The sequence below is a fragment of the Streptomyces sp. a15 genome, from assembly GCF_059026085.1.
Genome location: NZ_JBWLKM010000002.1, coordinates 1 through 13,570, shown reverse-complemented (window position 1 = coordinate 13,570; position 13,570 = coordinate 1). Strand labels below are relative to the sequence as shown.

General features: G+C 70.1%; 10 protein-coding genes. 4 read left to right on the top strand and 6 right to left on the bottom strand.

Annotated elements, in window-relative coordinates:
- Positions 1–55: 55 nt before the first annotated feature.
- The 3 genes from AC5P09_RS03085 to AC5P09_RS03075 all read right to left on the bottom strand — a co-directional run bounded on the left by AC5P09_RS03085 (position 56) and on the right by AC5P09_RS03075 (position 3,477).
- Positions 56–1,681, bottom strand: a complete 1,626-nt coding sequence (locus AC5P09_RS03085) for an EAL domain-containing protein (protein WP_493872323.1) — start codon at positions 1,679–1,681, stop codon at positions 56–58.
- 147 nt (positions 1,682–1,828) lie between these two features.
- A complete protein-coding gene (locus AC5P09_RS03080) occupies positions 1,829–3,019 on the bottom strand; it encodes a lipid-transfer protein (protein WP_493872322.1) in 1,191 nt (396 codons plus the stop codon).
- A complete protein-coding gene (locus tag AC5P09_RS03075; RefSeq protein WP_493872321.1) occupies positions 3,016–3,477 on the bottom strand; it encodes a Zn-ribbon domain-containing OB-fold protein in 462 nt (153 codons plus the stop codon). The genes AC5P09_RS03080 and AC5P09_RS03075 overlap by 4 nt, the downstream gene beginning before the upstream one ends.
- 135 nt (positions 3,478–3,612) lie before the next feature.
- On the opposite strand from AC5P09_RS03075, the gene AC5P09_RS03070 reads away from it, so the two are divergent.
- Both AC5P09_RS03070 and AC5P09_RS03065 read left to right on the top strand, forming a co-directional pair.
- Positions 3,613–4,422: a M15 family metallopeptidase gene (locus AC5P09_RS03070; protein WP_493872320.1), complete on the top strand. Its 810-nt coding sequence runs from the start codon at positions 3,613–3,615 to the stop codon at positions 4,420–4,422.
- Between the two features lie 68 nt (positions 4,423–4,490).
- Positions 4,491–5,027 (top strand): NUDIX domain-containing protein, encoded by a 537-nt coding sequence (locus AC5P09_RS03065; RefSeq protein ID WP_493872319.1) that lies wholly within the window; start codon positions 4,491–4,493, stop codon positions 5,025–5,027.
- A gap of 2 nt (positions 5,028–5,029) precedes the next feature.
- On the opposite strand, the gene AC5P09_RS03060 is transcribed toward AC5P09_RS03065, so the two are convergent.
- Positions 5,030–7,396 (bottom strand): glycoside hydrolase family 31 protein, encoded by a 2,367-nt coding sequence (locus AC5P09_RS03060; RefSeq protein WP_493872318.1) that lies wholly within the window; start codon positions 7,394–7,396, stop codon positions 5,030–5,032.
- 213 nt (positions 7,397–7,609) lie between these two features.
- Here AC5P09_RS03060 and AC5P09_RS03055 point away from each other — a divergent pair, with 213 nt between their 5' ends.
- Together AC5P09_RS03055 and AC5P09_RS03050 are read left to right on the top strand one after the other, a co-directional pair.
- Positions 7,610–9,577 (top strand): acetoacetate--CoA ligase, encoded by a 1,968-nt coding sequence (locus AC5P09_RS03055; RefSeq protein WP_493872317.1) that lies wholly within the window; start codon positions 7,610–7,612, stop codon positions 9,575–9,577.
- 295 nt (positions 9,578–9,872) lie between these two features.
- The gene (locus tag AC5P09_RS03050) at positions 9,873–10,766 is read left to right on the top strand and encodes a DUF8829 domain-containing protein (protein WP_493872316.1); all 894 of its coding nucleotides are present in this window, start codon (positions 9,873–9,875) and stop codon (positions 10,764–10,766) included.
- A gap of 70 nt (positions 10,767–10,836) precedes the next feature.
- On the opposite strand, the gene ptsP is transcribed toward AC5P09_RS03050, so the two are convergent.
- Entirely contained in the window at positions 10,837–12,507 is a 1,671-nt protein-coding gene (ptsP, locus tag AC5P09_RS03045; RefSeq protein WP_266443341.1) for a phosphoenolpyruvate--protein phosphotransferase, read from the bottom strand.
- Positions 12,508–12,585: 78 nt separating this feature from the next.
- Positions 12,586–13,035 (bottom strand): PTS sugar transporter subunit IIA, encoded by a 450-nt coding sequence (locus tag AC5P09_RS03040; protein ID WP_493872315.1) that lies wholly within the window; start codon positions 13,033–13,035, stop codon positions 12,586–12,588.
- Positions 13,036–13,570 lie beyond the last annotated feature (535 nt).

Here is a 13,570-nt window from a genome sequence, read left to right as displayed (position 1 = left end):
GTGCTACGGTCGCCCGCGCCCACGCCGGCGACTCCCCGCCCGGTATCCGCCCCGCCTACCCCGCCCGCACAGTCGTCGCCCCCGACCCCCGACGGATCTCGTGCCCGGCCAGCCCGGCGCGGCCCAGCACCCAACTCGCCCCGTCCAGGGACTTCGCGGCCTGCTTCAGCGGTGCCAGACAGGCTGCCGCTTCCCGGTGGTCCGTCACGCTGCCCGGCACGCACAGGACCGTGGCCAGGGACAGCGTGACGGGACGCCCGCCCGCCGACCAGGGGACGTCCAGCACCGAGGCGGCGAGCGGTTCCAGCCCCTCCGGCTCCGCGAGCACCAGGAAATCGTCCCCGCCGATGTGGCCCACCCGCGCACTGCCGGACACCGCGTGCAGCAGCGCCCGGCCCACGGACCGGATCAGCTCGTCACCGGCCGCGAACCCGGCCCCGTCGTTGACCTGCTTGAAGTGGTCCACGTCCAGCCAACTGAGCGCGAAGGTCCGCCCGTTCGCGATCCGCCGGTCCACCTCGGCAGTGATCGCGTCCGAACCGGGCAGCCGTGTCAGCGGATTGAGCCCGGCGGCCTCCTCGACCCGGTTCTCGGCCAGGGCTCGCACGAGGTCCGCGAGCCGTACGACACCCACGCACCGGCCGTACCGGTCGACGACGGCCACGTCGTCCGACGTACGGTCCCGGTCCCCGACGGCCACCACGTCCAGGACCTCCCACGCCGTGGCGTCGACGCCCACCGTCCTGGGCGGGTCACCGAGCTTGGCGGCGGGCCGGTCGGCGTACAGGGCATGCCCGTAGCGGCCCGACATGGACAGCAGGAAGCGGGACCGGTGCACCGACCGCACAGGCGCCCCGTCCCGGTCCACGAGGAGCACCCCGGACACGTCCGGCGACCCCGTCAGCAGCGCCCGCACCTGGCTCGCCGACGCGGTGGCGGGCAGCAGCGCGGCGGGCCGTACGAACTCCCGCACCGTCGGCCCCGAACGCGGCGCCTCGACGACACCGGGGGAGCGGGGCGGAACGTATACGTCCGCGGCCGGCAGCCTCGACGGCGGCGCGAACAGCTCGCCCTGCGCGAGCTGAGCCCCGGCCGACAGCGCCGCGGCGCACTGCAGTTCGGTCTCCACCCCCTCGACGCACAGCAGCGCACCCAGCTCGTCGCACAGGGTCCGCATCGCCCGCACGGCCGCCGGCCGCGCGAGCAGCGACGCGTCGAGTTTCACCAGGTCGGGCGCGATGTCGGTGAGGAGTCGCAGCGGTACGTCCCCGTCGCCGACACCGTCCGCACTGATCCGGAAACCCTGCTCCCGCAGCCCGGCCAGTGCCTCCAACAGCGCTTGTTGCGGTACGTGGGTGTACGGCGGTCCGACGTCGATCGTCACCTCCCACGGCAGCCGCCCAGCCTGGCGCACGGCGTCGTGCAGCGGGGTGAGTCCGCCGAGGTCGGCGAGGGTGCCGGCGAACACGTTGACGTGCAGCGGCAGCAGGGTCTCCCTGCGAACCGCCGAGCGGACCGCCAACACCGCCAGCCGACCGTCGAGTTCGGGGTCCCGGCGGGCCTCGGCCAGGATGTCCCCGGTCTCCGGGCGGGCGAGTATCTCCAGCCCCGCGACCCCGCCGGTCGTCAGATTGACCACCGGCTGGAAGGCGAAGCGGAGAGTATCCGTCCAGGAGCGCACGGGAGCATGATGGCGCTGTCGGAGGACGCCCAGGCCCAGTTCATGAGACGTTCACGCAGGATTCCGGGATGGTCACACAGCGTATGGGAAAGCCCTTGCGGCCCTTGGTCGTCTCTGTGGGCCGACCGGACTCCTGCCGCTCCTCCCTCACCGCACCGCGATCACTGCCGACCCGTGCCCGAACAGCCCTTGGTTCGCCGTGATTCCCACTCGCGCGCCCGCGACCTGCCGGTCACCCGCAGCCCCTCTCAGCTGCCAGGTCACCTCGCACACCTGGGCGATCGCCTGGGCCGGCACGGCCTCTCCGAACGAGGCGAGCCCACCGCTCGCGTTGACCGGTATGCGTCCGCCCAGGGTCGTCGCGCCTTCCCGTAGCAGCTTCGTCCCCTCGCCCTCCCCGCACAGCCCCAGGTCCTCGTACCACTGCAACTCCAGAGCGGTGGACAGGTCGTACACCTCGGCCAGGGAGAGATCCTCAGGCCCGATGCCCGCCTCCTCGTAGGCCGCCCGCGCGATGGACAACCGGAACGGCTCGCCGGTCGGCTCGGCCGCCACCGCGGAGTCCGTCGCGATGTCCGGCAGGTCCAGCACGGTGTTGGGGTAGCGCGGCGTCACCGTGGACACGGCCCGGATCCGCACCGGATCCGCCACCCCGTGCCGGCGCGCGAACTCCATGCTGGACAGCACCACGGCCGCCCCGCCGTCCGAGGTCGCGCAGATGTCGAGCAACCGCAGCGGATCGGCGACCACGGCCGAGGCGGCGACCTCCTCGGCGGTGACCCGCTTGCGATAGCGGGCGTAGGGATTCAGCGCGCCCAAGGCGGCGTTCTTCACCTTGACCTGCGCGAAGTCCTCCGTCGTGTCACCGTGCACGGCCATCCGCCGACGCGCGTACAGCCCGAAGTAGACGGGGTTGGTCGCTCCGAGGACCCGGAAGCGCAGCCAGTCCGGATCGTCGGGCCGGTCTCCGCCCGCGGGCCGGAAGAACCCCTTCGGTGCGGCGTCGGCGCCGACCACGAGCACCACCTCCGCGAGGCCCGAAAGTATCTGTCCGCGCGCAGTGTTGACCGCCTGCGCCCCCGACGCGCACGCCGCGTACACGCTCGTGACCCGTGCCCCCTGCCAGCCCAGTGCCTTCGCGAACGTGGCCCCGGCCACATACCCCGGATAGCCGCCCCGCACGGTGTTCGCGCCGACGACCGAGCCGACCTCCCGCCAGTCCAGCCCGGCGTCCGCAAGGGCCGCGCGGGCCGCCACCACTCCGTACTCGACAAAGCCCCGCCCCCATTTACCCCACGGGTGCATGCCCGCGCCGAGCACGGCCACCTCACCTGTCACACCGTCACCCCCGTCGGCCGCCACTGCCAGGTCGTCCAGATCGTCTCCGCGTCCTCATGGAGCACGCCGGGCACGGCTTCCACCTCCATGCCCACCGCCAGATCGGCGACGGTGACTCCGGGAACCGCCTGTCCTAGCACCACCATCCGCTCTGCCTCCAGCTCCACAGCGATCAACGCGCACGGCTCCCATGGAAGTTCCGAATTGGTCACATAGGGTGACGGAGGTCGATATCGGCTGTCGGTGTACGACCAGATGCGTCCGCGCCGGGAGAGCGGGACCTCCTCCAGATCGCCGCCCTGGCACCCGGGATTGCGGCAGTGGAACTCCTCGCGAGGGAAGAAGACCGAGGCGCAGGCGCGGCAGCGGGTTCCGAGCAGCGTGAAGTCGTCTCCATCGCCGGCGAACAACCCGGCGACCACAGGTGTAGGCGTACGCGACACGTTCCCTCCCGACATCAAATCTGACGGAACGTCAGAAGTGTGCCACGGCGGGCGCCACATGGGCAGGCCCGTCGTCGTGATGCTTCCTTCGAGGCGAACTGCATCCGATCGCTTCCCTGGCGGAACACACTCCTGATAGATGCAGGAGACATGACACGACTCACGAGCGCAGTACGCAGGCTGGTCGTCGCGTTCGCCGCCCTGCTGGCCGTGACCACGGCCTCCGGCACTGCCCGGGCCGGCGCCGAACCCAAGGCGCCGCAGGACTTCGTGGCCCTCAGAACCGTGGACCCGACGATCATCCAGGAGATGCGCTACTTCACCCCGCACAACTTCGTCGGCGAGCGCATCGACGGCTACCGGCAGCCGGTCTGCATCCTCACCCGCCCCGCTGCCCAAGCGCTCCACCAGGCGCAGGTTGAACTCCTGCGCCAGGGCTACACCCTCAAGGTGTACGACTGCTACCGGCCGCAGCGCGCCGTGAACCACTTCGTGCGCTGGGCGAAGGACCTCGACGACCAGGCCATGAAGGGCGAGTTCTACCCGGACGTCGACAAGACCCGTCTGTTCGAGGACGGTTACATCGCCGAAAAATCCGGCCACAGCCGCGGCTCCACCATGGACCTCACGATCGTGAAGCTCCCAGCCAGGCCGACCAGGCCCTACCTTCCGGGAGAGCCCCTGGTGCCCTGCTACGCCCCCAAGAGCGAGCGTTTCCCCGACAACTCCGTCGACATGGGCACGGGGTTCGACTGCTTCGACACCCTCTCGCACACCCTCGATCCCCGCATCCAGGGCGAACAGCGGGCCAACCGGCTGCTCCTCAAGAGCACCCTGGAGGCTCTCGGCTTCGTGAATCTCGCCGAGGAGTGGTGGCACTACACCTACAAGCCCGAGCCCTACCCGGACACCTACTTCGACTTCCCGGTGTCCGCGAAGTCGCTGACCAGCAGCCACTGAACGCTGACCGACAGCAAGAAGGCCACCTCCGGAAGACGCCCTTCCGGTGATCGGATACAGTCCGCCGCGTGTCCGAAACTCAGCACTCCATCCCCAACTCCGCGCCCGGCTCCCACTGTTCGGCCTGCGGAGCTCTCTACGGAGAGGGCGTCTCCGGCTGGCCCCGCACCTGTCCGGCCTGCAGCACGGTCGCCTACCGCAATCCGCTCCCCGTCGCGGTGGCCCTCCAACCCGTGTACGACACTCAGGGCACCGCCCTGGTGGTCATCACCCGAACCATCGCCCCCGCGCGCGGAGGCATAGCGTTGCCCGGCGGCTACATCGACGACCGCGAGGACTGGCGGCAGGCCCTCGTCCGCGAACTCAAGGAGGAGACGGGCATCGACGCGGCGAGCCGCGACGTACGGCTCGTCGACGCGCTGAGCTCCTCCGACGGGCACCTCCTGCTGTTCGGGATCCTGCCCGAGCGCTCCGCGGACGGGCTCACGCCGTCCGCGGCCACGGACGAGACGGAGGGCTGTCACCTCCTGCGCAGGCCGGAGGAGCTCGCCTTCCCCCTGCACACGCTGGTCGTGCGGGCATGGTTCGAAGGCCGGTACGTCTGACCTCAGCCCGTCCCCTGGCCCCGCACGCGCACGGGGTGAGGCGGCTCGCTCAGGCCGTCCTCACCCTCCCGCTCGACGACCACCTGCGAGTCCTCCCAGCGGGCGACGTAGCGTTCGACCTCAGGCTCGTCCCAGCCGTCGCCCGCGTCCGGCACCACCAGCCCGCCCCCGACGCGTCCCCGGGCCGGCGCCCAGACCTCCAGTTCCAGCCCGCCGTCCGCACCGCGCACCGGGATGACGGCGCCCGCCCGCGCGAGCACCGGAATCCGTGACAACGGAGCGTCCACGAGGACCTGCCCCGGCCCCTCGTAGGCCTGCCCCGTCGCCGTGTCGTACCAGCGTCCCCGTGGCAACTGCACCGCTCGCCGGTCCGCGCCCGGATCGAGCACCGGCGCCACCAACAGGCAGTCGCCCAGCAGAAACGCGTCCTCGCAGTCACGCAGCGAGCGATCCTCGGGCGCCGACCACCACAGCGGCCGCACATAGGGCGCCCCCGTACGTCGGGCCAGATGCGCCAGGGTCACGAAGTACGGCAACAGCCGTCGACGTTCGACGAGCGCCACGCGCGCGTGCTCCAACACGTCGGCACCGAACTCCCACGGCTCCCGGCGCCCGGCCCGATGACTCGCGTGGGTGCGGAAGAGCGGCAGATACGAACCCAGTTGGAACCACCGCAGATACAGCTCGGGCGACGGACTCCCGTCGTAGCCGCCCACGTCCGGCCCGGAATACGGCACTCCGCACAGCCCCAGCCCCATCACCAGTGACAGCGACGCCCGCAGCCCGGGCCAGCCCGTGGCGACGTCGCCCGACCACGTCCCGCCGTAGCGCTGCATCCCCGCCCAGCCGGAGCGCGAGAAGAGGAAGGGGCGCTCCTGGGGGGCCAGTTCGCGCAGCCCCTCGTATGCCGCCCGGGCCATGCACAGCGCGTACACGTTGTGCGCCTCGCGATGGTCCCCGCCCCGCCCCTCCAGCGCGTGCCCGGCCGACCGCGGCAGCGTCGACTCCCCGAAGGCGGCGAACGAGGTGGGTTCGTTCATGTCGTGCCAGAAGCCTGAGAAACCCTGCGCGAGCCGCTCCTGATAGAGGCGCCCCCACCACTGCCGCACGCGCGCGTGCGTGAAGTCCGGATGGACGGCTTCTCCGGGCCACACGACTCCCCGCACGAGCCGCCCGGCCCCGTCCCGTACGAACGCTTCCTCGTCCGTCCCGGCGTCGAACACGGCATTGCCGGGTTCGGCCTTGACCGCGGGATCGACGATCGACACCAGCCGGATCCCGTCCCGACGCAACTCCTCGGCGAGCACCGGCAACTTGGGGAAGCGATCCTGATCGACGGTGAACACCTGGTGCGCGTCATAGTGATCGATGTCGAGGTGGACCGCGTCGAGGAGCAGACCGCGCTGCTGATAGCCCGAAACGATCCGTCGCACTTCCTGCTCACTGCCGAAGCCCCACCGCGCGTGATGGTGACCGAGCGCCCAGGCCGGCGGCAGCGCCGGTGCCCCGGTGAGCGAGGCCCAGGCGAGCAGCACGCGCGCGGGGGTGCCCACCATCACCCAGCAGCGCAGCGGCCCGCCGTCCATCCTCAGCTCGCACGTGCCGGCCCGGTCGTGTCCGGACCCGGCGCCCTCCTCACCTTCCCGCAGGGTGACCGTGCCGTCCCACGAGGTGTCGTGGAACGCCAGATGCGTGGCCGCGTCGGCCACCACCAGTTGCACCGGCATCGTGACGTACAGCGGGTCGTCGTCAGGCCCGAAGGGGCGGCCGGGATCGGTGTTCCACAGCCGGTACGTCCCGTCGCGCAGCCGGGGCCCCGAAGCGCGCCCACCGAGCCCGAAGAAGCGCGCGTCGGCAGCCACCTCCGAGCGCTGCATCCACCGCGCCCGGCCGCCGCCGACCGGCTCCCACCAGCGGGGCGGCAGATCCCGGCGCAGCGTCACCCCTCCGGGCGTCAGCACCTCGACCGCGCCGTGCCGCGAGACGGCGACTGTCACCCGCTCGGCCACGACCCGCCAGCCGCCGTCCTTGTCCGGCTCCAGCACCGCCCGCGGGTCCGGCTCCGGGCAGCGGCCGGCGAGCGCGTACGACGGCTCGGGACCGGCCCCGTCCCACCCCCAGAACACGGCCCCGTTCACGGCGACGGTGACCCGCAGCTCGGAGCGGCTGAACCGGACGACACCGCCCCCGGGCCCGGGCTCCACCTCTCGCACGGGCCCGGGCACCCGCGCCCGCTCCGCCCCTCGCGGTGGCAGCCCGGAGGCATCGGCACGCCTCCTGCGCCACGCGGCGCGTACGGTACGCAACCCCTGGGCCGATCCCACCGAACCGACCGCCTTCATCGAACGCACCAGGTCACGACCGTCCATGCTGCTCAGCCTGCCATTGACTGCCCCACGATTGCGTGTCGTTCAACTGCCGTTCACCCGTGCTGGGACCACATCTTCACGACACGGACTATGTGGGGCACACCCTGGTGTAGGAGTTGATCACATGGCATCGTCCATATCAGCCGCGTCACGCGCACACCCCAGCCCGTGCGCGGACGACGCACACGACGCGCACAGTCCGGGAGCCGCCCCATGTCGACCGTGAACCCCCAGCCGCTCTGGCAGCCCGATCCGGAACACATCGCCCAGGCACAGGTCACCAGGTTCCAGGCATGGGCCGCCGAACAGCACGGCGCTCCCGCAGAGGGCGGTTACCCCGCACTCCACCGCTGGTCCGTCGACGAACTGGACACGTTCTGGAAAGCCGTCACGGAGTGGTTCGACGTACGCTTCTCGACCCCCTACGCGCGCGTGCTCGGCGACCGCTCGATGCCCGGCACCCAGTGGTTCCCCGGAGCCACCCTGAACTACGCCGAGCACGCCCTGCGCGCCGCCGAGACCCGTGCGGACGAACCCGCCCTCCTCCATGTCGACGAGACCCACGACCCGCGCCCGGTGACCTGGTCCGAACTGCGCCGCCAGGTCGGCTCCCTGGCCGCAGAACTCCGCGCCCTCGGCGTACGCCCCGGAGACCGCGTCAGCGGCTACCTCCCCAACATCCCGCAGGCGGTGGTCGCCCTCCTGGCCACGGCCGCCGTGGGCGGCGTCTGGACGTCCTGTGCGCCTGACTTCGGCGCCCGCAGCGTCCTGGACCGCTTCCAGCAGGTGGAACCGGTGGTCCTGTTCACCGTCGACGGCTACCGCTACGGGGGCAAGGAGCACGACCGCCGCGACACGGTCGCCGAACTGCGCCGCGAACTGCCCACCCTGCGCGTCGTCGTCCACATCCCCCTCCTGGGCACCGAGGCTCCCGAAGGCGCGCTGGAGTGGTCGGCCCTGACGGCCGCCGACACCGAGCCCGTCTTCGAGCAGGTGTCCTTCGACCACCCTCTGTGGGTGCTCTATTCCTCGGGTACGACCGGCCTGCCCAAGGCCATCGTCCAGTCCCAGGGCGGCATCCTTGTCGAGCACCTCAAGCAGCTCGGCCTGCACTGCGACCTCGGCCCCGAGGACCGCTTCTTCTGGTACACCTCCACCGGCTGGATGATGTGGAACTTCCTCGTCTCCGGCCTCCTCACGGGCACCACGATCGTCCTCTACGACGGCAGCCCCGGCTATCCCGACACCGGCGCCCAGTGGCGGGTCGCCGAACGCACCCGAGCCACGCTCTGCGGGACCTCGGCCGCGTACGTCATGGCCTGCCGCAAGGCCGGCGTGCACCCCGGCCGCGACCACGACCTCTCCACGCTGCGGTGCGTCGCCACCACCGGCTCGCCCCTGCCGCCCGACGGATTCCGCTGGCTGCACGACGAGGTCCGCGACGACCTGTGGATCGCGTCCGTCAGTGGCGGCACGGACGTCTGCTCCTGCTTCGCAGGAGCCGTACCGACCCTGCCCGTGTACATCGGAGAACTCCAGGCGCCCGGGCTGGGCACCGACCTGCAGGCCTGGGACCCGAGCGGAAAGCCCCTGATCGACGAGGTCGGCGAGCTCGTTGTCACCAACCCCATGCCGTCCATGCCGATCCACTTCTGGAACGACCCGGACGGCAGCCGCTACCACGACAGCTACTTCGACACCTATCCCGGAGTGTGGCGCCACGGAGACTGGATCACCGTGACCTCACGCGGCTCGGTCGTCATCCACGGCCGCTCCGACTCGACGCTCAACCGTCAGGGCGTACGCATGGGTTCGGCCGACATCTACGAAGCTGTCGAACGCCTCCCCGAGATCAAGGAATCACTGGTCATCGGCATCGAACAACCCGACGGCGGCTACTGGATGCCCCTCTTCGTGCACCTGGTCCCGGGAACCGTCCTCGACGAGGCCCTCCTGAACCGCATCAAGCAGACGATCCGCGAACAGCTCTCCCCCCGCCACATCCCCGACGAGGTCATCGAAGTACCCGGCATCCCGCACACCCTCACCGGAAAACGCATCGAGGTGCCTGTGAAGCGCCTCCTCCAGGGCACCCCATTGGAGAAGGCCGTCAACCCGGGCTCCATCGACAACCTCGACCTGCTCCCCTTCTACGAGGACCTGGCCCGCAAACGCGCCTGACCCCAGCCCCGGTCAACCGCCGTAGGCGGCCTCGGACTCGCCCAGTACGACGCCGAAGTCCGAGGCCGGCTGCACCCCACGTCGGCAGCCTCGAGCTCGGCAAGGGGGATTCGGAACACTCGCCGTCACGGAGGCCGTCGCCACCGGCCCGATCAGCTGGACCGCCTTCGACACCACCATCGCCGCGACCTGCATAAACCGCCCCGGATCGTCCGTGACAGCCTCTCCGGGCCGCCATTGTCAGTGCCCCCGGTTACTGTGAGTGAGCATTGATCGACCGCACACAGGGGGAACCATGGCGCACACCGACCACCAGACCATGCGACGCATCCTGCGCCGCGAAATCGCCGGCACCATCGGTCTGCTGACCGACGAGCACGACTTCCGCGCCATGCGGCGCTACCGAAGCTTCACCTTCAACGACCACACGGCCTATCTACGACAGGTCGAAGACCTCCTCAAAACCCGCGCCGCCCAGGGCAGCCACACCACGGTCGCCCTCTTCGACCCGCAGGAGTACGCCGAGTACTGCACGGACGCGGGCCTCGACCCGGACATCCAGTCCAGCCGCACACGCTTCACAGCCGAGCTCGCGACAACGGGCCCGACCATCCCCTACGACGGTCAGCCCTTGGCCGACCTCGTACCGGCCTTGGTGGACGAAGCCGTCCGGCAGGCCACCTGGGAGTACGCGAGCACCCTGCTGGCCCGCCTCGGTGCCTGTGCCTCCTGCGGCGAGGACATCGGCCGCGCGGCGTTCGTCCGCGCCTCCCACTTCCTCGTCCGCATCCTCGAAACGGCCCAGCAGGGAGATCGACACCTCGTCTGCAGTGTCACCGGCACTCCGGAAGCGCTGGTGTCGGTGCTCCACACAGAGGAAGACACCGACGGGGCCACCCACCTCGACGAAGCCGAAGCTCTCGAATTCACCACCGTCCTGGCCCTCGGCCTCGCAACCCAGGGCCCAGGCGGCCTCGTGATGCGCACCAGCACCCCTGGTGCCCCGGACCGTATCTACGGCTGGCGCATGCGCGGAGAAGGCCTCGAACCCCTCACTGCCGGAGAGGTCTTCGACGCCTACTGCACGGACATCGACTCCGGAGACCTCATCTCCCCGGAATCGGACGTCGACTACTGCGTGCCGCCGGACCTCGGCGACACGGGGCAGACGCCGGGACACCACCACTGAACGCGTGAGGGGCGCTCCACCCGCAGGTTGAGCGCCCCTCGACCCAGCCGACGGCCGGTCGGCCCGGCCACTACTCGCCGGACAGCACCGCCTGAGCCGCGTTGCGCGCCTCCTCGGCACTGTCCGCAGCCCGGGCGGCCGCCGCGGCCCGCTCACACTGCGCCAGTGTGTACTTCGCCAGCGAACCCCGGACATAAGGAATCGACGCCGCACCCATGGAAAGAGAGGTGACACCGAGACCGGTCAGCACACATGCGAGCAGCGGGTCGGACGCGGCCTCGCCGCAAACACCACAGCTCTTACCCTCGGCCCTCGCCGCCTCGGCGGACAGCGCGACCAGGTCGAGCAGCGCGGGCTGCCAGGGATCCTGCAGCCGGGACACCGCACCCACCTGACGGTCCGCGGCGAAGGTGTACTGCGCGAGGTCGTTGGTCCCCAGGGACAGGAACTCGACTTCCTGCAGAATCGAGCGCGCCCGCAGCGCGGCCGACGGAATCTCCACCATCGCGCCGAACTTCGCCTGCAACCCCGCCTCACGACATGCGTCGGCGAACGCCTTCGCATCGGCACGGTCCGCCACCATCGGAGCCATGACCTCGAGGTAGACCGGCAGCCCTTCGGCAGCCTTGGCCAGCGCGGTCAGCTGCGTGCGCAGCACCTCTGGGTGGTCGAGCAGTGTCCGCAGACCACGCACACCCAACGCCGGGTTCGGCTCGTCGGCCGGCGTCAGGAAGTCCAGCGGCTTGTCCGCACCCGCGTCCAGCACACGCACCACGACACGCCCCTCGGGGAACGCCTCGAGCACCTGGCGGTAGGCGTCGACCTGCTTCTCCTCCGACGGAGCGTTCTTGCTGTCGTCGAGGAACAGGAACTCGGTACGGAACAGACCGACACCCTCGGCCCCGGCCTCGACGGCCGCCGGCACGTCGGCCGGACCGCCGACATTGGCCAGCAGCGGCACCTTGTGACCGTCGGAGGTGACACCCGGTCCCGTCGAGGCGGCCAGCGCGGCCTTGCGCTCGGCGGCCTCGACCGTAAGCCGTGTCTTCCTCGCCTCAGTGGGGTTCACGAAGATCTCGCCGGTGCTCCCGTCCACGGCGATCACCGTGCCCTCGGCCAGCTCGCCCGCACCGGGCAGCGCCACCACGGCCGGCACCCCGAGAGCACGAGCCAGAATCGCGCTGTGGCTGGTCGGCCCGCCCTCCTCGGTGACGAAACCGAGGACCAGCGTCGGGTCCAGAAGAGCGGTGTCGGCCGGCGCAAGGTCCCGAGCAATGAGGACATACGGCTCGTCGCTGTCCGGGACACCCGGCATCGGTACCCCGAGCAAGCGAGCGACGATACGATTCCGCACGTCATCGAGGTCGGCCACCCGACCGGCCAGGTACTCACCGGCCCCGGCGAGCAGGGCGCGGTACGCGGCGAAGGCGTCGTACACGGCACGCTCCGCCGTACTCCCGACGGCGATGCGTCGCTCCACGTCCGACATCAGCTCGGGGTCCAGGGCCATCATGGCCTGCGCCTCGAGCACCGCCTGGGCTTCGCCCCCTGCCAGATTGCCGCGCGCCATAAGGTCGGCCGCCACAGCCTCCACGGCCTTGCGGGCGCGACCCTGTTCGCGCTCCGCGTCCTCCGCCGGGATCTGCTTGGCAGGCGGTTCGAGAACCGCCGTTCCCATGTGCCGAACCTCGCCGATCGCCACACCGTGGCTCACACCGACGCCTCGCAGCGTTGTCTCCATCTCACCGTCTCCGATAGTGCGGCGGGTCCCGCCGCCGCGGTGGTTGTCCCTACTTGCCGTCGTACGACGGCGCCGACGTCACTTCCAGACGAAGAGAGTGTCGCCCGACTTCACGTCGCCGTCCTCACGGAGCTCGGCGAGTGCCTCGGCCGTGGCCTCAAGCGCCACGACCGGGCAGATCGGAGACTTACCGGCGGCCTCGACAGCCGCCGGGTCCCAGCGCACCACGCTCTGCCCACGGGTGACGGTGTCGCCCTTGTTCACGAGCAGCTCGAACCCCTGACCGTTGAGCTGCACCGTGTCGATGCCGAGGTGGGTGAGTACGCCGTGCCCCGTCTCGTCGACGACGACGAAGGCGTGCGGGTGCAGCGAGACGATGACTCCATCCACGGGCGCGACAGCCTCGGAAGGTTCACGCACGGGGTCGATGGCCGTGCCCGGGCCGACCATGGCCCCGGAGAAGACCGGATCGGGCACTGCTGCCAGTCCGATGGCACGTCCGGCAAGAGGGGACATCACGGTGGTCATGGGAAGCCTCCCGGGGATGGAGATCTATATGGACACCGTCACTGTCTGTTCCGGACGGCGCACTGATCAGCAGGGTATGTCATATGAAGTACCGGTTCCGCACGAAGCTCACGATTAGAGGTCTAGACCACATCTCCAATCGATTTGCACCGACTCCGCGGGCCCGTGTACAGTCGTACTCCTGCTCGGGGCTGAGCGACGCACCTGGCGTCCTTGCCCGGCAGCACCCAACTTGTCAGATCCTATCTCGGGGTCATCTTCTGCATGCCTGCAGGACGGTGGTCAGAGGGTCGGAAAAACACTGATAGAGTTTGGGACAGCGAAGGGAAGCGCCCGGAGGAAAGCCCGAGAGGGTGTGTACAAAGGAAGCGTCCGTTCCTTGAGAACTCAACAGCGTGCCAAAAGTCAACGCCAGATATGTTGATACCCCGTCCATCGGATTCTTCCGGTGGCGAGGTTCCTTTGAAGAAAACACAGCGAGGACGCTGTGAACAGCCGGGCTTATTCCGCCTGGCTGTTCCGCTCTCGTGGTGTC

Coding starts and splice junctions, on each gene's coding strand:
- AC5P09_RS03075 (WP_493872321.1), bottom strand. CDS start 3,477: ATGTCGGGAGGGAACGTGTCGCGTACGCCTACACCTGTGGTCGCCGGG.
- AC5P09_RS03070 (WP_493872320.1), top strand. CDS start 3,613: ATGACACGACTCACGAGCGCAGTACGCAGGCTGGTCGTCGCGTTCGCC.
- AC5P09_RS03060 (WP_493872318.1), bottom strand. CDS start 7,396: ATGGACGGTCGTGACCTGGTGCGTTCGATGAAGGCGGTCGGTTCGGTG.
- AC5P09_RS03055 (WP_493872317.1), top strand. CDS start 7,610: ATGTCGACCGTGAACCCCCAGCCGCTCTGGCAGCCCGATCCGGAACAC.
- AC5P09_RS03050 (WP_493872316.1), top strand. CDS start 9,873: ATGGCGCACACCGACCACCAGACCATGCGACGCATCCTGCGCCGCGAA.
- ptsP (WP_266443341.1), bottom strand. CDS start 12,507: ATGGAGACAACGCTGCGAGGCGTCGGTGTGAGCCACGGTGTGGCGATC.
- AC5P09_RS03040 (WP_493872315.1), bottom strand. CDS start 13,035: ATGACCACCGTGATGTCCCCTCTTGCCGGACGTGCCATCGGACTGGCA.